This is a genomic window from Acerihabitans sp. TG2 (assembly GCF_035013185.1).
Lineage (GTDB): Bacteria > Pseudomonadota > Gammaproteobacteria > Enterobacterales > Enterobacteriaceae > Acerihabitans.
The window spans coordinates 42,950-65,203 of the sequence record NZ_JAYGJO010000027.1 but is presented as its reverse complement, the minus strand read 5'-3'; the positions used below and the strand labels follow the sequence as shown (position 1 = coordinate 65,203).

Annotated in this window: 23 protein-coding genes; 20 read left to right on the top strand and 3 right to left on the bottom strand. The window is 50.3% G+C overall.

Annotated elements, in window-relative coordinates:
* Positions 1 to 10 precede the first annotated feature (10 nt).
* Positions 11 to 745 (top strand): phosphoadenylyl-sulfate reductase, encoded by a 735-nt coding sequence (locus SJI19_RS19940; protein ID WP_323480010.1) that lies wholly within the window; start codon positions 11 to 13, stop codon positions 743 to 745.
* A gap of 680 nt (positions 746 to 1,425) precedes the next feature.
* Complete coding sequence (locus tag SJI19_RS19935) at positions 1,426 to 2,055, top strand: hypothetical protein (RefSeq protein WP_323480009.1); 630 nt, start codon at positions 1,426 to 1,428, stop codon at positions 2,053 to 2,055.
* A 146-nt stretch (positions 2,056 to 2,201) separates the two neighbouring features.
* On the opposite strand, the gene agaR is transcribed toward SJI19_RS19935, so the two are convergent.
* Complete coding sequence (gene agaR, locus SJI19_RS19930; protein WP_323480008.1) at positions 2,202 to 2,999, bottom strand: transcriptional repressor AgaR; 798 nt, start codon at positions 2,997 to 2,999, stop codon at positions 2,202 to 2,204.
* A 404-nt stretch (positions 3,000 to 3,403) separates the two neighbouring features.
* On the opposite strand from agaR, the gene kbaZ reads away from it, so the two are divergent.
* The 5 genes from kbaZ to SJI19_RS19905 all read left to right on the top strand — a co-directional run bounded on the left by kbaZ (position 3,404) and on the right by SJI19_RS19905 (position 8,685).
* On the top strand, positions 3,404 to 4,687 hold the full coding sequence (gene kbaZ, locus SJI19_RS19925; protein WP_323480007.1) for a tagatose-bisphosphate aldolase subunit KbaZ: 1,284 nt from the start codon (positions 3,404 to 3,406) through the stop codon (positions 4,685 to 4,687).
* 25 nt (positions 4,688 to 4,712) lie between these two features.
* On the top strand, positions 4,713 to 5,864 hold the full coding sequence (locus SJI19_RS19920) for an SIS domain-containing protein (protein ID WP_323480006.1): 1,152 nt from the start codon (positions 4,713 to 4,715) through the stop codon (positions 5,862 to 5,864).
* A gap of 76 nt (positions 5,865 to 5,940) precedes the next feature.
* Positions 5,941 to 6,813, top strand: coding sequence for a tagatose bisphosphate family class II aldolase (locus SJI19_RS19915; RefSeq protein ID WP_323480023.1), 873 nt, complete (start codon positions 5,941 to 5,943; stop codon positions 6,811 to 6,813).
* Positions 6,810 to 7,778, top strand: a complete 969-nt coding sequence (locus SJI19_RS19910) for a BadF/BadG/BcrA/BcrD ATPase family protein (protein WP_323480005.1) — start codon at positions 6,810 to 6,812, stop codon at positions 7,776 to 7,778. Before SJI19_RS19915 ends, SJI19_RS19910 begins: the two co-directional genes overlap by 4 nt.
* Before the next feature lies 1 nt (position 7,779).
* A complete protein-coding gene (locus SJI19_RS19905) occupies positions 7,780 to 8,685 on the top strand; it encodes a DMT family transporter (RefSeq protein ID WP_323480004.1) in 906 nt (301 codons plus the stop codon).
* A 395-nt stretch (positions 8,686 to 9,080) separates the two neighbouring features.
* On the opposite strand, the gene SJI19_RS19900 is transcribed toward SJI19_RS19905, so the two are convergent.
* Positions 9,081 to 10,109: an aminopeptidase gene (locus SJI19_RS19900; RefSeq protein WP_323480003.1), complete on the bottom strand. Its 1,029-nt coding sequence runs from the start codon at positions 10,107 to 10,109 to the stop codon at positions 9,081 to 9,083.
* Between the two features lie 268 nt (positions 10,110 to 10,377).
* Here SJI19_RS19900 and cysG point away from each other — a divergent pair, with 268 nt between their 5' ends.
* From cysG to truD, 9 genes are all read left to right on the top strand, one after another.
* The gene (gene cysG, locus SJI19_RS19895; protein WP_323480002.1) at positions 10,378 to 11,793 is read left to right on the top strand and encodes a siroheme synthase CysG; all 1,416 of its coding nucleotides are present in this window, start codon (positions 10,378 to 10,380) and stop codon (positions 11,791 to 11,793) included.
* A 10-nt stretch (positions 11,794 to 11,803) separates the two neighbouring features.
* Positions 11,804 to 12,712: a sulfate adenylyltransferase subunit CysD gene (cysD, locus tag SJI19_RS19890; protein ID WP_323480001.1), complete on the top strand. Its 909-nt coding sequence runs from the start codon at positions 11,804 to 11,806 to the stop codon at positions 12,710 to 12,712.
* 12 nt (positions 12,713 to 12,724) lie between these two features.
* Complete coding sequence (gene cysN / locus SJI19_RS19885) at positions 12,725 to 14,152, top strand: sulfate adenylyltransferase subunit CysN (RefSeq protein WP_323480000.1); 1,428 nt, start codon at positions 12,725 to 12,727, stop codon at positions 14,150 to 14,152.
* Between the two features lie 2 nt (positions 14,153 to 14,154).
* Entirely contained in the window at positions 14,155 to 14,775 is a 621-nt protein-coding gene (cysC, locus tag SJI19_RS19880; RefSeq protein ID WP_323479999.1) for an adenylyl-sulfate kinase, read from the top strand.
* 62 nt (positions 14,776 to 14,837) lie between these two features.
* Positions 14,838 to 15,185 carry a DUF3561 family protein gene (locus SJI19_RS19875; protein ID WP_323479998.1) on the top strand — a complete coding sequence of 116 codons (348 nt, stop codon included), beginning with the start codon at positions 14,838 to 14,840 and terminating at the stop codon, positions 15,183 to 15,185.
* Positions 15,186 to 15,344: 159 nt separating this feature from the next.
* Positions 15,345 to 15,662, top strand: a complete 318-nt coding sequence (gene ftsB, locus SJI19_RS19870; RefSeq protein WP_323479997.1) for a cell division protein FtsB — start codon at positions 15,345 to 15,347, stop codon at positions 15,660 to 15,662.
* Complete coding sequence (gene ispD, locus SJI19_RS19865) at positions 15,662 to 16,414, top strand: 2-C-methyl-D-erythritol 4-phosphate cytidylyltransferase (RefSeq protein ID WP_323479996.1); 753 nt, start codon at positions 15,662 to 15,664, stop codon at positions 16,412 to 16,414. The genes ftsB and ispD overlap by 1 nt, the downstream gene beginning before the upstream one ends.
* A gap of 55 nt (positions 16,415 to 16,469) precedes the next feature.
* Positions 16,470 to 16,946, top strand: a complete 477-nt coding sequence (gene ispF / locus SJI19_RS19860) for a 2-C-methyl-D-erythritol 2,4-cyclodiphosphate synthase (RefSeq protein ID WP_323479995.1) — start codon at positions 16,470 to 16,472, stop codon at positions 16,944 to 16,946.
* Positions 16,946 to 17,992, top strand: a complete 1,047-nt coding sequence (gene truD / locus SJI19_RS19855; protein WP_323480022.1) for a tRNA pseudouridine(13) synthase TruD — start codon at positions 16,946 to 16,948, stop codon at positions 17,990 to 17,992. Before ispF ends, truD begins: the two co-directional genes overlap by 1 nt.
* A gap of 167 nt (positions 17,993 to 18,159) precedes the next feature.
* On the opposite strand, the gene SJI19_RS19850 is transcribed toward truD, so the two are convergent.
* The gene (locus SJI19_RS19850) at positions 18,160 to 18,339 is read right to left on the bottom strand and encodes a hypothetical protein (RefSeq protein WP_323479994.1); all 180 of its coding nucleotides are present in this window, start codon (positions 18,337 to 18,339) and stop codon (positions 18,160 to 18,162) included.
* 6 nt (positions 18,340 to 18,345) lie between these two features.
* Between SJI19_RS19850 and surE the strand changes: the two genes are divergently transcribed.
* From surE to rpoS, 4 genes are all read left to right on the top strand, one after another.
* Positions 18,346 to 19,107: a 5'/3'-nucleotidase SurE gene (surE, locus tag SJI19_RS19845; protein ID WP_323479993.1), complete on the top strand. Its 762-nt coding sequence runs from the start codon at positions 18,346 to 18,348 to the stop codon at positions 19,105 to 19,107.
* Positions 19,101 to 19,727 (top strand): protein-L-isoaspartate(D-aspartate) O-methyltransferase, encoded by a 627-nt coding sequence (locus tag SJI19_RS19840; RefSeq protein ID WP_323479992.1) that lies wholly within the window; start codon positions 19,101 to 19,103, stop codon positions 19,725 to 19,727. Before surE ends, SJI19_RS19840 begins: the two co-directional genes overlap by 7 nt.
* A gap of 161 nt (positions 19,728 to 19,888) precedes the next feature.
* A complete protein-coding gene (gene nlpD, locus SJI19_RS19835; RefSeq protein WP_416347577.1) occupies positions 19,889 to 21,097 on the top strand; it encodes a murein hydrolase activator NlpD in 1,209 nt (402 codons plus the stop codon).
* A 54-nt stretch (positions 21,098 to 21,151) separates the two neighbouring features.
* Complete coding sequence (gene rpoS / locus SJI19_RS19830) at positions 21,152 to 22,141, top strand: RNA polymerase sigma factor RpoS (protein WP_323479990.1); 990 nt, start codon at positions 21,152 to 21,154, stop codon at positions 22,139 to 22,141.
* The last annotated feature ends 113 nt before the right edge of the window (positions 22,142 to 22,254 follow it).

The following is a 22,254-nucleotide window of genomic DNA, read 5'->3' as shown; positions in this document are numbered from 1 at the left end:
AGGGCTATCTATGAGCAGTCTAGACCTGAGTGAACTGAACTCGCTGGCTAAAGATGAGCAGACGGCAATGCTGGCGCAGACCAACCGTCAACTGGAAAGCCTGACGGCGGAGCAACGGGTGGCCTGGGCGTTGGAAAACCTGCCCGGTGAGCGGGTGCTCTCGTCCAGCTTTGGCATTCAGGCTGCGCTGTGCCTGCATTTGGTGACTCGTCAGCGGCCGGACATTCCGGTGATTTTAACCGACACCGGTTACCTGTTTCCCGAAACCTACCGCTTTATCGATGAACTTACCGATCAACTCGGGTTGAATCTCAAGGTATTCCGGGCGCAGCAGTCTCCCGCCTGGCAGGAGGCGCGCTACGGTAAACTGTGGGAGCAGGGTGTTGAGGGCATTGAGCAGTACAACCAAATCAATAAAGTCGAGCCGATGAACCGGGCGTTAAGCAGCTTAAACGCGCAAAGCTGGTTGGCAGGCCTGCGCCGGGAGCAATCCGGCAGCCGCAGCCACTTGCCGGTGTTGGCCATCCAGCGCGGCGTGTTTAAACTGCTGCCGATAATCGATTGGGATAACCGCCAGGTCTATCAATACCTCAAAGCGAACGATCTCAGCTACCATCCGTTATGGGAGCAGGGTTACCTCTCGGTGGGTGATACCCATACCACCCGCAAATGGGAACCGGGCATGAGTGAGGAAGAAACCCGCTTTTTCGGTCTCAAACGGGAATGCGGCTTGCACGAAGGTTGAAATCTTTTCCGGATCAGCCCTCTGAATAGAGGGCTTTTTTTAATTCCGTTAAGCAATTTATATATAATTAAATGATAAATCTATATGTGATTAATTAATAATTAATATCTCATTTTTTAATTCATTAACCCTCCTGTTTATAAAAATTGATAATGACGTAATAGACCTTAAATAAAACATAATAGGGGGCCATGTTAGCGATCATTGTTTGCCTTAGCCGAAATCCATGCGGTATAGTCTGCTTGCGACCCCATCACCCGCAGCAGGAATTAGCGTTACAATAATCACTATGCTGTTTAATAATTTATTCTTAAGGGCGTCTGCCTATTTCATCTCACGGTAGCTCAGGCCGAGGCTTTGCAAGACGTACCATGGTTTATCGTTACCGGTAACACCAATGCCGTCTGAGCGAGCCCCTTACGATGAGTGCAGGACACTGGAGTGGTTTTGTACATCAGACTTTGCATCAAAATTGATAAAATGTAAAAAAAATTACAAATTATGGAACAACTGCATTCCATTCAATTCCTAATCCAGCTGGCTCTGCAGAGTCGACTAAAGAAATTTTTCGTCAGGCCGATACCTGTCAACGGAGATATCGATAGAATTAGGCGTGGTTTTAACCCGGCTAAATACTATTTTGAATAGTTATATTGAAACACTTACTAAGTCGGTTAAGAATGGATATTGATAATTTTTTAGGCAAAATTTGCCAATATATATGGGAGCATAATGAACATTATGCAAAAAGATTTAATTTTGCAACCTGTGAACGTTGGATATGCACCGAGATCTGCCATATCGCCAATTTCGATTTGGGTTTTACCCCCATGGAGGGACATGATGACCAACGTTATTCACTCTATGACGAAGATAAAAAAAGAGATCTGAGCCTGTATCAGGGATACGGTGATGAAGCCTCACTGATAAAACATATCGAAGTGAAAGTCGTTTATCCTTTTGGTTGTAATGAGAGCAAATGGTTTAGGCCACTGATTAATGGGATGAATAGTCGTCTTGTCGAGCACAGCGAGGTGGAGGGATGGGTTTTTATGGTCTGGACATCCGGTGTCAAAAAGAGAGATAAGTACCGTTCGCCGGACGAATTTTTTAACAGCATTGAGAAATACTTAAAAACAGCACGATCTCAAGCGTTGTTGGGTCATGTTTTTATGCCTGATATGGATTTTTTGCCGGTAGCCGAGACCAATTTTATCTGGTGTGGTGCACCAAAACGTATTGTGGTTAAGGCTCTGCGAATACACCTTATCAAACAACTCAGTGACGCTGAGTTGGCGCTTGTAGAATAATATGCTCATCATCGAGGATGATCGCGCCAATGTTATCAAAAACGTGGTATCAGACCAAAAGGCGAATACTCTCTTATTCATCGCCCGTTGAGGATAATTATCTTGATGGGGCAGCGCGTGGGTGCCGGGTTTGTATGGCAGTAATATTATTCACTTGCCACTAATATTACTTCAATGCCTTTATTCTCAAATATTTCCAGCAATGTACCAGGGATATTGCTGTCCGTAATAATTTTATCGACACGATCAATGCCAATAATTTTGTGCAGACTGATGCGGTAAAATTTTGATGAGTCGGTTACCACGATAATTTTTTTCGACGCGTCACACATACAACGATTTAGCCTGGCTTCATCTTCGTTATGCGTGGTTATCCCCATTAAGGGGTCCAAGCCATCCACACCAAGAAATAACATATCAAAATGATAATTTTGCAAAGAGGTTTCGGCCTGGCTGCCAAAAAAAGATAACGAATGGCGTCGCAGGCGTCCCCCAGTGACCAATAAATCAACGCCCGGGGCATCAATTAACGCATCCGCCACATTCATGCCATTGGTCATAACAATGACCTCCTCATGACCACGCAGTTGGCGTGCAATTTCATAGGTCGTGGTACCTGAATCCAAAATAATGGTGCTTCCCGGTAGGATAAGCGAAGCCGCCTGCTTGGCAATACGTTCTTTAATCGTGGGATGTTCCGACAGCTTGGCGGCAATGGAGCGTTCAGTTTCCACTGCTGGCGCAGTGCTCAGCATCGCGCCACCATATGCACGGGTGGCGACACCTTGTTTTTCCAAAAAGGACAGATCGTTACGGATGGTAACCGTTGAGACGGAAAAATCCGCCGCTAGCTCATTCACCTGCACACTGCCTAGGGTCTTCAACTGATTAACGATGCGCTCACGGCGCGCGCTGGTAGAAAGCGTTTTATCACTAAGATTCATATCATCGCATCCTTCATACTGCCATCCCTACGGGTAAAACATCGAACTCATGTCACGAAGGTGCGGGTAATAAAATGTAGCCCGTAGGCCTTTCATTCCCTTATTACTTCCCCTCGGTAAGCTATTGTAACCACCAACCAGCAGTACTGTCGAATTTTTAACGCTGCCCCGAGTGGCCCCACACGGTCTATAGCCACCCATCTGCGCCGGTCATCCATCTGGTGCGGGTAAGTGGCTATGTTCAGCCAAGTGCGCGCTCATTACTTACAAAAGAAAGGAAATTGGCATTTATACATTTCGTTTTGTTATTTTATGATCACCATCACAGAGTGTGATCTTTTCTTTTCTTTCTTTGTGGTCATAATGTAATCTTTGATCAACACAAAGAAAGGAAGGGAAGGATAATGGAAACAAAAAGTATGCCGTTGAAGACATTACTGGAGCAACATAAACAAGGTCAGTCGATCGGCATCTATGCCATCTGCTCCGCACATCCTTTGGTACTGGAGGCGGCGCTATTGCATGCCAAAGCGGAAAATACGCTGCTGCTGGTGGAAGCAACCTCAAACCAGGTCGATCAATATGGCGGTTATACCGGCATGACGCCCGCCGATTTTTTCCAGGCCATCATGGCACAAGCTGCAAGTATTGGTTTTGACACGTCAAAACTGATTTTGGGCGGTGATCACCTGGGACCGAATCGCTGGCAGGGACTGACCGCCGACGCGGCGATGGATAAAGCAGAGGTGCTGGTTGCTGCTTATGTCGCGGCAGGTTTTAAAAAAATTCATCTTGATTGTAGCATGGCCTGTCGGGACGACAGCGTTCCACTGAGCGATCAGATCGTTGCGGCACGCTCGGCAAGATTGGCAAAAATAGCTGAAGATACTGCCTACGACAATTTTGGCTGCCGCGATATTGTTTATATCATTGGCACCGAAGTCCCGGTACCCGGCGGGGCCAAAGAGGAACTGCAGACGTTGGCAGTGACCGCTCCGGCGGCGGCGGCGCGCACGATAAAAACGCATCAGCAGGCTTTTGCACAACGGGGACTCAAGGATACATGGCCGCGGGTTATCGGATTGGTGGTACAGCCAGGGGTGGAGTTTGATCATACCCAGGTGATTGATTATCAACCCGAATTGGCGGAAGAATTAAGTCAAATGATCAATGAGTATCCTTATTTGGTTTATGAGGCTCATTCCACGGATTATCAGCTACCCAATGCATTTCAGCAATTGGTGCGTGATCATTTCGCCATCCTCAAGGTTGGGCCAGCGTTAACTTTTGCGCTGCGCGAAGCGCTGTTTTCCCTTGAATGCATTGAACAAGAGATTGTCCTCGATAATCTCTCTAAGTTGCGCGCGACCCTTGAATCCGTGATGCAAGAAGAGCCTGAGTATTGGCTTCATCATTATCATGGCGACGAAAATGAACAAAGATTGGCGCGCCGATATAGTTATTCCGACAGAATAAGATATTACTGGCCTAATGAACGGGTTCAGCGAAGTTATCAAACCCTGATCGATAATCTGAGTAATGCAGATATCCCATTACCCTTATTAAATCAATATCTACCTGAGCAATATGCTCGGGTAAGAGCGGGTGAGTTAACACTAAACCCGAAAAACCTCATCATCGATAAAATCATCAATGTCATAAAAGCATATTCATTAGCGTGTCATTAAATTTTTATAAGGCTTAGAAAATATTATGTCTCATTCTACCCATACGAGTCATGTCCTAGAATACGCCACTGCACAAGAAATCATGCAGCAGCCGGATACCTGGCATAAAACGCTGACTATGGTTGAACAGCAACGCGACCGGATTGATGCGTTTTTGCATCCCTTATTAACGTTACCCGCCCTGCGAATAATATTTACCGGTGCGGGAACCTCGGCATTTATTGGCAAGATCCTGGTTCCGGCACTGACGCAAAAACTAAATCTGCGTGTTGAGGCTATTGCCACAACCGATCTGGTCAGTAATCCACTGGAGTACCTCTCTTGCTCATGTCCTACGCTATTGATCTCATTTGGTCGCTCGGGCAACAGCCCGGAAAGCGTGGCGGCGATAGAGTTAGCTAACCAAATCAGCAAGAATTGTTTTCATCTGATCATTACCTGTAATGAAGCCGGCAGGTTACATACGGCATTTGCTGACAGCGCCAATACCTTATCGTTGCTGATGCCGCCGGAAACCCACGATCAGGGTTTTGCCATGACCAGCAGCGTCACCAATATGATGCTGAGCTGCCTGGCGGTATTGGCTCCTGCCGAATACAACCTAAAGACCTTTCAGCCGATTATCGACAATGGCCGAGCGATCATCGACCAGCATTTGCTGCATAGCGCGCCGTTATTCGGCGATGACGCATTTCAGCGTGTGGTCTACCTTGGTAGCGGCGGACTGCAGGGCGTTGCCCAGGAGTCTGCATTGAAAATTCTTGAGCTGACCGCCGGGAAAATCAGCACATTTTATGACAGCCCAACCGGTTTTCGCCATGGACCCAAGTCCATCGTCAACGGCGAAACACTGATAGTAGTCTTTGTCTCTAACTCGGTTTACACCAGAAAGTACGATCTGGACTTATTCGCCGAACTGAAAAATGACAAGGTGGCGCGCCGGGTTATTGCTATTGCTGATATTCATGCTGAACACATTAACGAGGGTGAGTTTATCTATCTGCCCACGACCACCGGTACAGATGATCTGCATCTTGGTTTTTGTTATTTATTATATGCACAAATATTTGCCTACTTAACGTCGCTCAATTCAGGCGGGTCACCGGATAATCCTTCGCCTACCGGTGTGGTTAATCGTGTAGTGGAAGGGGTGGTTATTCATAAACTGACATTATGAAATACCACTTTCCTCTGCCGGTGTTTTACCCTCGATAAAATAGTGATAGATGAACCATCGTTTAAGAGAGAAATATATGCGAATAATATCTACAAAATATTTACTGGCTAGAGCAAAAGAAGAAAAATTTGCTGTTCCTGCTTTTAATATACATAACGCGGAAACAATCCAGGCAGTATTGGAAGCTTGCCATGAACGACAATCGCCAGTTATCCTTGCCGGCTCGCCCAGTACCTTTAGGCATATTGCATTCAAGGATCTCAATGCGTTATGTCAATCCTTTGCCGGTACGTTTGACATACCTATCGCGTTGCATCTGGATCACCATGAAGATCTTAGCGACATCCGTAATAAGGTTTTCGCCGGTGCCCGCAGCGCCATGATAGATGCCAGTCATTTAACTTTTTCCGATAACGTCGCTTTGGTCAAGGATGTGACCGATTTTTGCCATAAATACGACTGTAGCGTTGAGGCGGAGCTAGGCAGATTAGGCGGCATTGAAGATGATAAAGATGTTAGCGCCAGCCAAAGTTTTCTTACCGACCCGGATGAAGCGGTTGAGTTTGTCAAACTCACCGGGATCGACAGCCTTGCTATTGCTATAGGCACCGCCCACGGGTTGTATACAAAAACCCCTAAAATAGATTTTGAACGATTAGCAACTATCGCGGCAAAGGTGGATATACCGATTGTTTTGCACGGCGGTAGCGATGTGCCCGATGAGTATATTATTCGCGCAGTTCAACTTGGTATCAGTAAGGTGAACGTCGGTACCGAGCTTAAAATTGCTTTTGCAGGTGCGATTAAACAGTATTTTTCCGTCAATCCAGAGGCTAACGACCCCCGCTTTTACATGCGAGTGGGCATGGATGCGATGAAACACGTTGTTTACAGTAAAATCCGGATCTGTGGCTCTGCAGGGAAATTAACCATAGGGAGCGAATCATGATTTTTCTGGGCGTGGACGGCGGTGGCACCAAAACGGCCTTTGTGTTAATCAACGCGCAAGGGGAGATTTTAGCTCAACATGAAACGTCCACTTGCTATTATTTAAACGTCGGACGGGAGAAGAGTAAAACTATTATCGCCAGCGGTATTGTAGAAGTATGCCGGCGCGCCGATGTCCTGCCCGACGCGATCGATTACTCTTTTTTTGGCCTACCGGCCTACGGTGAAGTATCGGCTGATGTGGCCTTTCTTGATCACATTCCCGCGGCGTTGCTCAGCACGCAGAAATATCGATGTAATAACGATATGGTTTGTGGCTGGGCTGCTAGCCTAGGTTGCCAAGACGGCATTAATATCGTTTCCGGCACCGGATCCATCGCCTATGGAGAGCATAACGGGAAAAACGCCCGCTGTGGCGGGTGGGGAGAACTGTTCAGCGATGAAGGCAGCGCGTATTGGATCGGCTGCAATGCCCTTAACCTCTTTTCTAAAATGTCTGATCATCGACTGAAAATGGATATTTTATATGACATGATCAAAAGTAAATATCATATTGATGTCGACCTTGATATCAATGATTTGGTCTTTAATAAATGGCAAGGAGATCGCACAAAAATAGCGTCGGTTGCAAAAATAGCCTATGAAGCGGCAATCGAAGGAGATAAGGAAAGTTATAAACTCTTTTGCACTGCGGCAAAAGAATTGGCCATAATGGTAGAGTCGGTCCGCAAGGAATTGGACTATTCACCAGATGAAACTACCATGGTTTCGTATACCGGCGGCGTGTTTAATTGCGGGGACATTATCCTGGATCCCTTTATCCATGAACTTGCGAATTTAAACGGTTATTACCGGGTATGCCAACCTAAATATAACCCCTCCATGGGGGCTGCGATCTATGCTGCAAAAATAAGTGGCAATCCACTTGCGGGTGCCGTCCTTAAAAAACTTAGCCTTGGTGAATAATATGAAAAGAAATTCGTGGATAATTTATACATTAATGGTCGTGTTAACCTGGGGTGTTTGGGGAGGGGTTAGTGCCTTTCCTACACAAAAGTACAGTTTTCCCGATCAGTGGATTTATATAATATGGGCAATTACCATGTTAATTCCCTGCTATTTTACACTTAAAGGTAAGAAAATTGATTTTTCACCACAATCAATTATCTATGGATTGGTGATTGGGTTTACTGGTGCGGGTGGCCAGTTATTGTTATTCAAAACATTGGGCATGGGGGCTCCGGCATATTTGGTTTTCCCTATTATATCAATCTCCCCAGCCATTACGGTTATTTTGTCTCTGGTCTTATTAAAAGAGAGAATTAATTTTCTCGGTACATTGGGCATTATTTTGGCACTATTGTCGATCTTGGCATTTAGCATTAGCCAAGGTGATGGTACCCAAGTCAGCGGATCGCTATGGTTGATTTTTTCAGTCATAATTTGCTTGGCATGGGGGCTACAAGCATTTTTTATGAAACGGGCTTCAAACTGTAATATACAGGATAGTTCTATCTTCTTTTATATGACGCTTACCGGTATTATCCTGGCACCCATCGCCTACGCCATGATCCCTGATAAGAGCGTTGGTTACCCGGCTGCCGCCTATTTAATTACCGCTGCCACGCAGGTGTTGAATGCCGTTGGTGCTTTATTTTTGGTCATGGCGCTCTCCAGAGGTAAAGCTATCATTGTTGCGCCTTGTACTAATGCTTTGGCTCCGGTGCTTACCGCCGTCATTTCATTATTGATTTACCAAACGCTGCCCACAACCTACGCTTTTATCGGTATCATCCTTGCTATCACGGGTTCAACCATCATGGTTTACTCCGAGGAGAAAAGTAGCATTGTAAAAACACAACCCATCGTCTGATATTATCGTTTGGTTGCTGATACCGGGAAGTGCGTAATAACCCTATTTCTCTCAAATCTGTTCTATAACAGAGACGTCACTTTGTTCGCTTCGTAAAGTAGGAAATCATATTTATCCATAGATGGTATATTAGCGTAGCATGACAAATTTAAGAAATTGAATAGCCGTTATCGATTGGCGGCTATTTCATTAATAATAAAAAAATGAAAATAAGTATATTGGCATTTCCACCGAAGTCTTGACCCGAGACATTCAGGCACACCAAATAATGCCCCGGGTCTTGAATAGCGTTTGGTAAATCAAGCAGGACCAATAAAAAAGCTGGTGCGATGGGCCCGCTTTATTCAAGAGTGGATCGTCTACCCTGAGCAGTATGCTGGTCAGGGTAGTTTGACTTAACGTGCTTTTACAACCTGCGTCACTTCCTGCAATAATGGCCACAGCAGTTTCATACTGTCCCTAGCGCGTTTACTGATTTGCCCGGTAAGATGGGTATCCAGATTTTGGATATTATCGAGCTGACCTTGGTAGCGCACCATGCCCTGGGGAAAATTGCGACTGATTCTACGCTGGCGGCAGCTATTACCGGTGATACCCGACCCAACATCGATGACTGGGAATCCGGCCTTGGCGAACGGCAAAGCGTCGCTTGGGCAGTCCGCAGATATTTTGATGCGCGCATTGATAATGAGTGGAATACCAGCCTGACGTGCCTGGTTACCCAAATTTTTCACCAGTATTTTCAGGCGGCTGTCCCCGCTGTCTGGGTTATAGTCCACCCGCAGCTTGTCGCCGCCAATCAGACTATCGAGATTAATCACCAACAGCGTGTTGCGTTTCTCCTGCGGCGACATGCGCTGAAGATAATTATCTGCTCCCAAGGTACTGGGTTCGCCGGCGCTGAGCGCGACAAATCGCACACCCACCATCAGCGGGGTCTTGCTGAGCTGTTGCGCTAAACCCAACATCACCCCCAAGCCGGAGGCATTATCATCCACGCCCTGTAGTGACAGACCGCCCAGATTAGCGTTTAAATCCTTATCGCTGCGCGGCATAAAAGTATCAGAGTGTGCGATAATCAGCACTTCACCCGGAGTGGAACCGGCCTTGGCGGCGATCACCGAAGTGGTGGTTATTTTCCGCCTGTCGTCTTTTCCTTCGCCGCCATGGAACTGATAGCGGGTATTAAAAGCACGCAGATCGCTGTGAAAGCCCAGTTGGCTAAAACGCTGGCGTAGGTAATCTGCCGCCATCAGTTCCGCCGGACTGCCTGACATGCGTCCGGGGAAATAGGTGGCGATATAGCGGATTTGTTCTTCTGCAAAGTGGCCAGGAGTATGGGCTGCTGCGGGAGTAGACGCCGCCAACAGACAACCGAAGCACCATGTTAAACGGGCGCGGGTGGAGCGACCGGGGTGAAACATAAAACAGTATCCTTGTTAACCGAAGCGGGGCGGAAGTGGGCCGCTTAACCCTGTGCCATAGTATGGTACCGCCGGCGGGTCAACACAATTCGTACCCAGCATATTGGAGAAATAATCGCACGATTCGTTGGCGCAGTTTCTCTCTTCAGATTGTCAATGGCGGCGTTATTCCATTAATGCAATTGTAATTCCAATTAACTATTTCATAGAACCTAATCGCAAGACGTATAGTCATATTATTCCTAAAACAAATCATTAAAAGGTTGCCGTGGATTATTTACCGCTATTTGCCGATCTCAGGCAGCGTCCGGTGCTGGTGGTGGGCGGCGGGGACGTTGCTGCCCGGAAGATCCTTCTGCTACAGCGCGCAGGAGCCAAGGTCCGAGTGGTCGCCCGTCATTTGTGCCCAGAACTGCAACAACAGGTTGACTCCGCAACCCTACACTGGTTGGGCGAGGTGTTTTCCGTCGGCATGCTGGATGGCGTATTTCTGGTTATCGCTGCGACCAACGATGCCGAATTAAACGCCGAGGTTTCTGCGGCAGCCGACCGCCGGCAGATGCTGGCCAATGTGGTGGACGATCAGCCCAAGTGCTCATTTATTTTTCCGTCCATCGTCGATCGCTCTCCGATCGTAGTCGCGATTTCTTCTGGCGGTAACGCGCCGGTGTTGGCACGTATGCTGCGGGAGAAACTCGAATCCCTGTTGCCGGCTTCCATTGGTGCGATGGCACAGATTGCCGGTGCCTGGCGCGAGCGGGTCAAACAGCGCATCTCGTCAATCAATGGACGTCGCCGTTTTTGGGAGCGGGCGCTTAACGGTCGGTTTGCCGCATTGGTGGCCCGGGGGCAAATCGACGCTGCCGAAACCGCACTACAAGATGAGCTGACAGCACCCGCGGAGCAGGCGGGAGACGTGGCGCTGGTGGGGGCGGGGCCGGGCGATGCTGGTCTGCTGACGCTGCGCGCCCTGCAATTAATGCAGCAAGCTGACGTCGTGCTGTATGACTATTTGGTTAGCGATGACGTGCTTGATTTGGTGCGCCGCGATGCAGAGCGCATCTGTGTTGGCAAACGCGCTGGTGGTCACTGCATGCCCCAGCATGATATTAACCAGTTGTTGATTGCCCATGCACGGAAAGGTCAGCGGGTGGTGCGACTAAAAGGTGGCGATCCGTTTATTTTTGGCCGCGGCGGTGAGGAACTGCAAGCGGTTGCCGCCGCCGGTTTGGCGTTCCAGGTGGTGCCGGGTGTGACCGCCGCCGCCGGTGCCACGGCTTATGCAGGTATTCCCCTGACTCACCGCGATCATGCGCAAAGCGTGACGTTTATTACCGGACATGGCCGTAGCGACGGTGAGACGCTCAATTGGCCAGCGCTGGCGGCGGGACGGCAGACGCTGGCAATTTATATGGGCGTACTCAAAGCGGCGCAAATCAGCCGGCAGTTGATACAGCATGGTCGGGCACCGCAAACGCCGGTGGCGGTGATAAGCCGCGGCACCTGCGCTGATCAACAGGTGTTCACCGGCACTCTGGAGCATTTGGACCAGCTGGCACAGCGGGCACCGACCCCGGCGTTGCTGGTTATTGGCGACGTGGTCACCCTTCATGATGAAATTGCCTGGTTCGGCTCACAATACGCGGCCGCACATCAATGCGCGTCACTGGTCAACCTGGCTTAAGGACTTAATAATGGATCAACAACGACTCACCCATTTGCGACAGTTGGAGGCGGAAAGCATCCATATCATCCGTGAAGTCGCGGCCGAATTTGCTAATCCGGTCATGATGTACTCTATTGGTAAAGATTCCTCGGTGATGCTGCATCTGGCGCGCAAGGCGTTTTTCCCCGGTAATCTGCCGTTTCCACTACTGCATGTGGATACCGGCTGGAAATTTCGTGAAATGTATCAGTTTCGCGATCGCATGGCGAAAACCTATGGTTTTGAATTGATCGTGCATCGCAATCCTGACGGCGTGGCCATGGGCATAAACCCGTTTGTTCACGGCAGTGCCAAACATACCGATATTATGAAAACCGAAGGCCTGAAACAGGCCTTGAATAAATACGGCTTTGACGCGGCCTTTGGCGGCGCCCGTCGTGATGAGGAAAAATCCCGCGCCAAGGAGCGGATCTACTCTTTTCGCGATCGTTTTCATCGTTGGGATCCGAAAAACCAGCGACCCGAACTGTGGCATAACTATAACGGCCAGATTAATAAGGGGGAAAGCATCCGCGTATTCCCCCTATCCAACTGGACTGAGCTGGATATTTGGCAATATATCTTCTTGGAAAATATTGACATCGTCCCACTGTATCTGGCCAGCCCGCGTCCGGTGCTCGAACGAGACGGAATGCTGCTTATGGTGGACGACGATCGTATCGAATTGCGCCCGGGTGAAGTGGTCAGCCAGCGCATGGTGCGTTTTCGCACGCTTGGCTGCTGGCCGCTAACCGGGGCCGTGGAGTCGACGGCGCAAACCCTGCCGCAGATTATTGAGGAAATGCTGGTCTCCACCACCAGCGAACGGCAGGGACGGGCTATCGACCGGGATCAATCCGGATCGATGGAAATGAAAAAACGCCAGGGTTATTTTTAAGGAGCGATCGTCATGAATACTATTATAGCTAAACAGATCGCCGAGCAGGGCGGGGTCGAAGCCTACCTGCATACGCAACAATACAAAACGCTGCTGCGTTTCCTCACCTGCGGTAGTGTTGATGATGGCAAAAGCACCCTGATTGGCCGTCTGCTGCATGATACCCGCCAGATTTATGAAGACCAACTGACCACCTTGCACTCCGACAGCAAACGTATCGGCACCCAAGGCGAAAAACTGGATTTGGCCCTGCTGGTGGACGGACTGCAGGCTGAACGTGAACAGGGCATTACCATTGATGTAGCCTATCGTTATTTTTCAACAGAAAAACGCAAATTTATTATCGCCGATACCCCGGGGCACGAACAATATACCCGCAATATGGCCACTGGTGCTTCCACCTGTGATTTGGCTATTTTGCTTATCGACGCGCGCAAGGGCGTGTTGGATCAAACCCGCCGCCATAGTTTTATCAGTACATTACTGGGCATCCGTCATCTGGTGGTGGCCGTGAATAAAATGGACCTGGTGGATTACGACCAGGCAATTTATGAAAAATTTAAACAAGACTATCTGCGTTTCGCCGAAGAGTTGCCCGTCGACCTCAGCATCACGTTTGTGCCCATTTCCGCCTTGGATGGCGATAATGTCGTGACCTTAAGCCACGCCATGCCCTGGTATAGCGGGCCGACCCTGCTGGACGTCTTGGAAACGGTGGACGTGATCAATCTCAACGAACAGCAGCCGATGCGTTTCCCGGTGCAATACGTTAACCGGCCAAACCTCGATTTTCGTGGTTATGCCGGTACTGTGGCGTCCGGTGTGCTACGGGTAGGGCAACACGTCAAGGTGCTACCTTCGGGTGTCACATCGACTATCGCCCGCATCGTCACCTTTGACGGTGATTTAACCGAGGCCTGGGCCGGCGAGGCGATAACACTGGTGCTGGCAGACGACATCGATATCAGTCGCGGTGATCTGCTGGTGGACGCCGGCGAGACCCTGCAACCCGTGCGCAACGCCCTAGTGGATGTCGTGTGGATGACGGAACAGCCGCTCGTGGAGGGACAGAGTTTTGATATTAAAATCGCCGGTAAGAAAACCCGTGCCCGGGTTGAAAACATCCAGTATCAGGTAGAGATTAACAGTTTGACCCAGCGGGTGGTGGATAGCCTGCCGCTAAACGGTATCGGCCTGGTCGAGTTGGCGTTCGATGAGCCGATGATATTGGATCAATATCCGGATAACGCCGTTACCGGCGGTATGATTTTTATCGATCGGCTCAGTAACGTTACCGTAGGTGCCGGTATGGTACGCGAACCTTTAGCCGAGGTATTCCAGGAACCTCAACCGCATAGCGATTTTGAGCTGGAACTGAACGCGCTGGTACGTCGGCATTTTCCACATTGGGGCACCCGTAATTTACTGGGGGGAAAATAAACATGGACGGTAAGCGTAACGGGACATTGGATGACAATCTCGTTTGGCATGATCACCCGGTGTCCCAGGAGGAACGGGAAAAACGACATGGTCATCGCGGGGTGGTGCTGTGGTTTACCGGCCTGTCCGGATCGGGTAAATCTACTGTAGCCGGTGCCCTTGAACAGGCGCTGCATCAATTAGGTGTAAGCACATACTTACTCGATGGCGATAATGTACGCCATGGGTTATGCCGCGATCTGGGTTTTAATGATGCCGATCGACGGGAAAATATTCGCCGGGTGGGTGAGGTTGCGCGCTTGATGGTAGATGCGGGGTTAGTGGTGCTGACGGCGTTTATTTCCCCGCATCGCTCTGAACGTCGCATGGTGCGCGAACTGTTGCCGCAAGGGCGGTTCATTGAAATCTATGTTGATACGCCGCTGCAGGTTTGCGAGGCCCGCGACCCCAAGGGTTTGTATAAAAAAGCCCGTGCTGGCGAACTGCCTAATTTTACCGGTATTGATTCAGTTTATGAAGCACCGGAACAACCGGACGTGCATCTCGACGGCCAACAATTGGTAACACATTTGACTCAGCATTTATTAGACGCGCTGCGCAGGCAGGTTATTATCGAGTCCTGAGAAGCCAAATCGGCGTTGTGCATGAGCGTGTCGCCGAGTTAAGAGTCCAGGATACACTATTTATGCCCAATGCCATTCAACCAAAGCAGGTCATACCGGCGAAGTTTATCACCGTGCTAGCGAATGAGAGCAACGCGGAAGAGCCGGGTTATGGCTTTGTAGGAGCGATGGCGGGTTTTATCTTCTACTGGTTGGCTTTTTCGGTTCCTTTCTTTTTCTATGGCGCCAATGCGCTATTTTTCATGCTGTATACTTGGCCGTTTTTTCTGGCCTTGATCCCCGTATCGGTGCTGATCGGCCTTATTTTCAGCGTGCTGCTGAATGGCCGTCTCTTATGGATGATTCCCTGCATCGGCATCGCGGTGTTCTGCCTGTTCTGGTCGGTTTTTGCCCTCTTGACGGGGTGGTAACCGCGGATGTGCGGTTACCTGAGGTAACAAACCGTAAAAAAACATCAACAGATAGGGTAATAAAGCAGCTTTCCAGGGTTTTACCCCTTGAATTTGCCTGTCGGTGTGGAGTCCGGCCATAAGTTATGGGATGATTGGGCGGTCTTTCAGGGGGCGGGGATGGGAAAACTTACGCTGCTATTACTTGTTCTGCTTGGCTGGCTGCAATATTCCTTATGGCTGGGTAAAAATGGTGTGCACGATTTAGTCCGGGTTCAGGACGATGTGGCGGTCCAACAGGCGAGTAATGCAAAGCTAAAAGCACGCAATGATCAGCTGTTTGCAGAAATTAAGGATCTAAACGATGGGCAAGAAGCCATCGAGGAACGATCACGCAACGAGCTTGGCATGATTAAGCCGGGCGAGACCTTTTATCGCTTGGTGCCCGACCAATCTAAACGTCGGCCTGCTGCGCCCGTTTCACCAAATAATCAATAATGGCCTCATCTTTCGGCACGTCTCTCGACGTCATCGCTATTTTGCCGGCCGCCGGTATCGGCAGTCGCATGCATATGGATTGCCCAAAACAATACCTCACTATCGGTGGTAAAACCCTGCTGGAACATGCCATCGACGCATTGTTACGCCAGGACTGCGTGCGCCGGGTCATTGTGGCTGTCAGTGCGCACGACCGTTATTTCGATACGTTGGCCATCGCCCATGACCGCCGGGTCAGCCGGGTTATCGGCGGTAAGCAACGCGCCGATTCAGTTATGGCCGGCCTGCGTCTGGCGCAAGCCTGGAATCCTGATTGGGTATTGGTGCATGACGCCGCGCGCCCCTGCCTTCATCAAGACGATCTGGCACGCTTGCTGGCCATCACTAACCACACGCCTATCGGTGGCATCCTGGCTACGCCGGTTAACGATACCATGAAGCGCGCCAGCAACGCCGCCACCGATCGGAGCACGGAGCAGATCGCGACCATCGACCATACCGTGGAACGCCAGGATTTATGGCACGCCCTGACCCCACAACTGTTCCCGCTGGTGCTGCTTAGGGACTGCCTGACCAAAGCGCTGGCCGAAGGCGCGCAGATTACCGACGAAGCATCGGCGCTGGAATACTGCGGTTATCAGCCTTTGCTGGTGCCCGGACGGGGCGATAACATCAAAGTCACACGTCCAGAAGATTTAGCGCTGGCAACCTTCTATTTTACCCAATTACAAAATGATTCCATTGCCAAATGATCAACCGCAGCACTCTGCGTGGCAGCGATCAACGGCACAATAAGGAGAACCGGAAATGCGTATCGGTCATGGTTTTGACGTACATAAATTTGGCGGCGCCGGCCCATTAATTATCGCCGGGGTGCGCATCCCGTTCGCGCAAGGACTATTGGCCCATTCCGACGGGGACGTAGCGCTGCATGCCGCCACTGATGCCTTGTTAGGTGCTGCCGCCCTCGGCGATATCGGTAAGTTGTTTCCTGACACTGACGCGGCGTATAAAGATGTCGATAGCCGCGAGCTGTTGCGAGAAGCCTGGCGGCGGATCCAGGAGAAGGGTTATCGTCTGGGCAATATCGATATCACCATTATTGCCCAGGCGCCAAAGATGGCGCCGCATATCCCACAGATGCGCATTCATCTGGCGGAGGATTTGCAATGCCACATGGACGACGTGAACGTTAAGGCCACCACCACCGAACAGCTGGGGTTTACCGGGCGCGGTGAGGGTATTGCCTGTGAGGCGGTAGTCCTGCTGTTAAAAATACAATGATGAATCCCCTCGATTATCAACAATTATGTTGGTTGCATGGCAAACCCACAGCCAGTGGCGTCATCAAGGCTCAGCCCGAGGATTTCCTGGTGCTGGAGGATTTGGGTTTTATTCCGGACGGCGAGGGTGAGCATGTCTTGGTACGGGTGCGGAAAACCGGTTCCAATACCGTATTTGTTGCCGAGGAACTGGCTAAATTCGCCGGTATTCCGGCCCGTTCGGTAAGTTATGCGGGTCTTAAAGATCGGCATGCGGTGACGGAACAATGGTTCTGCCTGCATTTACCCGGTAAAGAAACGCCTGATTTCACCCAGTTTCAACTGGCGGGATGTGAGATCATTGCGACCACCCGCCATGGTCGAAAACTGCGGATCGGTACGTTGAAGGGCAATGCTTTTACACTGATATTGCGTGATATCAGCGACCGGCCGGCGCTAGAGCAGCGGTTGGCGCTGGTCGCCCATGAGGGCGTGCCCAATTATTTTGGTAGCCAGCGTTTTGGCCATCATGGCAATAATATCGATCGGGCGCTACGCTGGTCACGAGGTGAGATTAAGGTCAAAGAGCGCAGCAAGCGTAGCTTTTATCTCTCAAGCGCACGCAGCGCGCTGTTCAATCTGGTGGTAAACGCGCGTTTGCAACGCCTTGGCCGCGAATGCGTACTCCCCGGCGATGCATTGCAGTTGGCTGGGCGGGGGAGTTGGTTTGTGGCGACCGATGACGACATGCCGACGCTGCCGGCACGAGTTGCCAGTGGTGAACTGATGTTGACCGCACCGCTACCAGGCGACGGCGAACCTGGCAGTGCGGGGGAAGCCTTGGCGTTTGAACAGGCCTGTCTGGCGGGACAGCCGGAGCTGTTGGCGTTGCTGACGCGCGAACGGGTGGAACCTGCGCGGCGCGCGCTCTTGCTAAGACCTACCGATATGCAGTGGCAGTGGCAAGATGACCGCATACTGGTGCTCTCATTTGCCTTACCCGCCGGTTGTTTTGCCACCAGCGTCGTACGTGAATTGCTCGATGCACCGGCGGATATCGCGGTATAGCGCCCCCCAGTTGCCCGGTCACCACCAAGGTCAACTTACCGGGCACGGCGCTTTTGGTTGACACTACGATCAGCCTGAAACAGTGACTTTCGCTTAGCCAATCTACCGTCTGTTTATTCAAAATGAGGTCTTTTCAGGGTAGTATAGGGAGATGAGCGGGAACAAATCTATCTTGGGTATTTTATTTTTGGTTGGCCATTCCAGACTTCACCAGCGTGACGTTTCATGCGATTATTGTTTTTATTTTTACTGCCCTTGCCCGTTGGCCCGGCGCGGCGGATGACGGGTGGATTTTTGTTCCATGGTTGGGCGGCGTATTTATAACTTCTCATAATTAATAAGCTCATAACAATATGCGCATACTGCTAAGTAATGATGATGGAATTCATGCGCCAGGCATTCAACTGCTGGCGGTTGCCATGCGTCAATTTGCCGACGTACAGATTGTCGCGCCCGACCGTAACCGCAGCGGTGCGTCAAATTCGTTAACCCTCGATGTCCCGCTAAGAACCCGCAAAGAGACTAATGGCGATATCGCAGTACAGTCTGGTACGCCCACTGATTGCGTTTATCTCGGGGTGAATGCGCTGATGCGCCCCGGCCCCGATATCGTCGTGTCGGGGATTAACGCCGGCCCTAATTTGGGCGATGACGTCATTTATTCCGGTACGGTCGCTGCAGCCATGGAAGGACGGCATCTGGGGCTGCCTGCCCTGGCCGTTTCCCTCAACGGCACTGACCACTACGCGACGGCGGTGACCGTTGTCTGCCGACTGCTCCGGGCGCTGACCGGAGAACCCTTGCGCACCGGTAGAATTTTAAACATCAATGTACCCAATTTACCGTTGTCGGAAATCAAAGGAATCAAAGTGACCCGTTGCGGCAGCCGTCATCCCGCCAACCAGGCTATCCGGCAACTGGACCCGCGCGGGCAGGAAATGTTTTGGATTGGCCCGCCGGGGGCGACGTTAGATAATGGGCCTGATACCGATTTTGCCGCGATTGAACAAGGATATGTGTCCATCACACCGTTGCAGGTGGATTTAACCGCTTATTCCACCCAATCGGTGCTTACCTCGTGGCTGGAAAACGCTGAGGTCTGCGGCAAATGGTAAATCGGCGGATACAGACACTGTTGGATACGCTGCGTCAACAGGGAATTAAAGATGAACGGCTGATGCTGGCCATCGAATCGGTTCCGCGCGAAAGATTTATCGACGAAGCCTTTGAACACAAAGCCTATGACAATACCGCCTTGCCCATCGGTTCGGGACAAACCATTTCGCAACCCTACATTGTTGCCCGTATGACCGAACTGCTGTGTCTGCAGCCGACATCCCGGGTGCTGGAAATCGGCACCGGCTCTGGTTATCAAACCGCTATCCTTGCGCATCTGGTGCAGCACGTCTGTTCGGTTGAACGGATAAAAAAGCTGCAGTGGCAAGCTAAACGCCGTTTGAAACAGCTGGACTTGCATAATGTCTCCACCCGGCACGGTGACGGTTGGCAGGGTTGGCCATCCCGTGGTCCATTTGATGCCATTATTGTCACCGCGGCTCCCCCGGAAATACCTTCCGCGCTGATGGCGCAATTGGATGAGGGCGGGATCATGGTCCTGCCGGTAGGTGAGGATGCTCAGGACCTCACCACCGTAAGACGTCATGGCGGTGAATTTATGGTGGCGACCGTAGAGGCCGTGCGTTTTGTCCCGCTGATCAGGGGCGAGCTGGCGTAGTCCGTACAGGTAACACCGAAAGCTTCGTTTTTCCTCCCATCTGGTAGCCTCTTAAATTTCTATACAACTGTTTTATGGCGCCCGGTGATGGATGTTGCTAGCATTAACGCCAGAATGTTAACTTTTCGGAAATAGCTGAAAATACTGTCATTCATGAAGTCATGAGACGTAATAGGATGTATAACGATAATGTTAAGCATATTTGGAATGATGATTGGCTTTGCTGCCATAGGGGAGAAATGAGCATGGGAAGCCCAAAAAACCGGTGGCGTCGCGCTGCGGTTTGCACCATGGCGAGTATTTGGTTGGCGGGATGCGCCAATAATGAGTCTTCAGCACCAATCAGTAGCGTGGGTGGCGATAACGGCAGTGGTATGACCGCCGCCGAACAAAGGCCGGTGCTACAATCGCAACGGTCGCCACAGGCGCCGCGGATTGCGTCAGCCAATAGCACTGCAAACATGAGTACGGTTAATCAAACACCGGATGGGCATATTGTTTATAACCGTAGCTACACCGTTATTCCAAAAGGTTCCTATGATGGGTCTACCTACCAGGTTAAACGGGGTGATACATTGTTCTACATCGCGTGGATCACGGGAAATGATTACCGTGATTTGGCAAAAAAGAATAATATTCCGGAACCTTATGGATTAAATGTTGGTCAAACACTACAGGTAGGTAACGGAACGGCACCTCTTACAGGTAACGGCACCGCAGTAAGTGGTGGAGGGATGTTGGTGAGCCACAACGGCGCGGCAGTGGGTGGCGCAGATACCGCAACCAATCCGCGTGGGAATACGAAATTGATGAGTTCGGGTCTTGATTCCCAAGCGAACAATGCGTATTCTGAAAACTCAGGTAAACAGAATGTAGGGAAAATGTTGCCTTCAAATGGCAGCAGAATGTTACCCAGATCAAGTGCTGTTGTTGCGACAACCGCACCTGTTACCGCCCCCAGCTCTATGTCAAGCAGTTCGACGTCAGGCAGTACGGCAATAACCGGTTGGCGCTGGCCTACCAACGGAAAAATTATCGACAACTTCTCCGCCTCTGATGGTGGAAACAAAGGCATCGATATCTCCGGATCACGAGGTCAGCCCATCATGGCTACTGCCAGCGGACGAGTTGTTTATGCAGGCAACGCGCTGAGAGGGTATGGTAATCTGATAATCATCAAACATAATGATGATTACCTGAGTGCATACGCCCATAACGATACGATGCTGGTCCGTGAGCAACAAGAAGTCACTGTTGGTCAGAAAATAGCTACCATGGGTAGCACCGGAACCAGTTCGGTTAGGCTGCACTTTGAAATTCGTTATAAGGGGAAATCCGTAAACCCGCTGCGCTATCTTCCGCAGCGATAAATTGGTCGGAATATTTTTTCTATTCTGTCCTGGGATCACGGGTAGGAGCCATTTATGAGCCAAAATACGCTGAAAGTTAATCAGTCACATGATGATGCCGAGTTCGACGAGAACGGAGTTGAAATATTTGACGAGAAGGCGTTGAACGATGAGCCCGCTGATAATGATTTAGCGGAAGAAGAGTTACTCTCGCAGGCAGCAAGTCAGCGTGTACTGGATGCCACGCAACTTTACTTGGGTGAGATTGGATATTCTCCGCTGCTGACTGCAGAAGAAGAAGTCTATTTTGCCAGACGTTCGCTTAGGGGTGATATTGCCTCACGACGTCGTATGATTGAAAGCAACCTGCGCCTGGTGGTTAAAATCGCCCGCCGATATGGCAACCGTGGGTTGGCGTTGCTGGACTTGATTGAAGAGGGTAATCTCGGGTTGATTCGTGCGGTTGAAAAATTTGATCCAGAAAGGGGTTTCCGATTTTCGACTTACGCCACCTGGTGGATTCGGCAGACGATTGAACGGGCTATCATGAACCAAACCCGTACCATTCGCTTACCGATTCATATTGTTAAAGAGCTGAACGTCTACTTACGTACCGCCAGAGAACTGTCGCATAAACTTGATCATGAGCCGAGCGCCGAAGAAATTGCCGAGCAGCTAGATAAACCGGTTGAAGATGTCAGTCGCATGCTGCGCCTTAACGAGCGCATCACCTCGGTCGATACCCCGTTGGGGGGTGACTCGGAAAAAGCACTGTTAGATATTTTGTCTGACGAGAAAGAGAGTGGGCCGGAAGACACCACGCAAGACGATGATATGAAACAAAGCATCGTTAAGTGGTTATTTGAACTTAACGCTAAACAGCGTGAAGTCTTGGCTCGCCGTTTCGGCTTACTGGGTTATGAAGCCTCTACACTTGAAGATGTCGGTCGGGAAATCAGTCTGACGCGTGAACGAGTGCGCCAGATACAGGTTGAAGGCTTACGCCGTCTGCGGGAAATACTGCAGGGGCAGGGGCTGAATCTGGAGGCCTTATTCCGCGAATAAATTTCACGAAATGGGGTAATGATGGGATGTTTTCCCATCATGATTCTTCCCAGAGATAAAAAAACGGCGGGATATGTACTCCCGCCGTTTTTTTATGGGATCATGTTCCATTG

What these genes read in the sequence shown, in the direction of transcription:
- SJI19_RS19940 (WP_323480010.1), top strand. Translation starts at nt 11, where the DNA reads ATGAGCAGTCTAGACCTGAGTGAACTGAACTCGCTGGCTAAAGATGAG.
- SJI19_RS19935 (WP_323480009.1), top strand. Translation starts at nt 1,426, where the DNA reads ATGGATATTGATAATTTTTTAGGCAAAATTTGCCAATATATATGGGAG.
- agaR (WP_323480008.1), bottom strand. Translation starts at nt 2,999, where the DNA reads ATGAATCTTAGTGATAAAACGCTTTCTACCAGCGCGCGCCGTGAGCGC.
- kbaZ (WP_323480007.1), top strand. Translation starts at nt 3,404, where the DNA reads ATGGAAACAAAAAGTATGCCGTTGAAGACATTACTGGAGCAACATAAA.
- SJI19_RS19920 (WP_323480006.1), top strand. Translation starts at nt 4,713, where the DNA reads ATGTCTCATTCTACCCATACGAGTCATGTCCTAGAATACGCCACTGCA.
- SJI19_RS19915 (WP_323480023.1), top strand. Translation starts at nt 5,941, where the DNA reads ATGCGAATAATATCTACAAAATATTTACTGGCTAGAGCAAAAGAAGAA.
- SJI19_RS19910 (WP_323480005.1), top strand. Translation starts at nt 6,810, where the DNA reads ATGATTTTTCTGGGCGTGGACGGCGGTGGCACCAAAACGGCCTTTGTG.
- SJI19_RS19905 (WP_323480004.1), top strand. Translation starts at nt 7,780, where the DNA reads ATGAAAAGAAATTCGTGGATAATTTATACATTAATGGTCGTGTTAACC.
- SJI19_RS19900 (WP_323480003.1), bottom strand. Translation starts at nt 10,109, where the DNA reads ATGTTTCACCCCGGTCGCTCCACCCGCGCCCGTTTAACATGGTGCTTC.
- cysD (WP_323480001.1), top strand. Translation starts at nt 11,804, where the DNA reads ATGGATCAACAACGACTCACCCATTTGCGACAGTTGGAGGCGGAAAGC.
- cysN (WP_323480000.1), top strand. Translation starts at nt 12,725, where the DNA reads ATGAATACTATTATAGCTAAACAGATCGCCGAGCAGGGCGGGGTCGAA.
- cysC (WP_323479999.1), top strand. Translation starts at nt 14,155, where the DNA reads ATGGACGGTAAGCGTAACGGGACATTGGATGACAATCTCGTTTGGCAT.
- SJI19_RS19875 (WP_323479998.1), top strand. Translation starts at nt 14,838, where the DNA reads ATGCCCAATGCCATTCAACCAAAGCAGGTCATACCGGCGAAGTTTATC.
- ftsB (WP_323479997.1), top strand. Translation starts at nt 15,345, where the DNA reads ATGGGAAAACTTACGCTGCTATTACTTGTTCTGCTTGGCTGGCTGCAA.
- ispD (WP_323479996.1), top strand. Translation starts at nt 15,662, where the DNA reads ATGGCCTCATCTTTCGGCACGTCTCTCGACGTCATCGCTATTTTGCCG.
- ispF (WP_323479995.1), top strand. Translation starts at nt 16,470, where the DNA reads ATGCGTATCGGTCATGGTTTTGACGTACATAAATTTGGCGGCGCCGGC.
- truD (WP_323480022.1), top strand. Translation starts at nt 16,946, where the DNA reads ATGAATCCCCTCGATTATCAACAATTATGTTGGTTGCATGGCAAACCC.
- SJI19_RS19850 (WP_323479994.1), bottom strand. Translation starts at nt 18,339, where the DNA reads ATGAGCTTATTAATTATGAGAAGTTATAAATACGCCGCCCAACCATGG.
- surE (WP_323479993.1), top strand. Translation starts at nt 18,346, where the DNA reads ATGCGCATACTGCTAAGTAATGATGATGGAATTCATGCGCCAGGCATT.
- SJI19_RS19840 (WP_323479992.1), top strand. Translation starts at nt 19,101, where the DNA reads ATGGTAAATCGGCGGATACAGACACTGTTGGATACGCTGCGTCAACAG.
- nlpD (WP_416347577.1), top strand. Translation starts at nt 19,889, where the DNA reads ATGAGACGTAATAGGATGTATAACGATAATGTTAAGCATATTTGGAAT.
- rpoS (WP_323479990.1), top strand. Translation starts at nt 21,152, where the DNA reads ATGAGCCAAAATACGCTGAAAGTTAATCAGTCACATGATGATGCCGAG.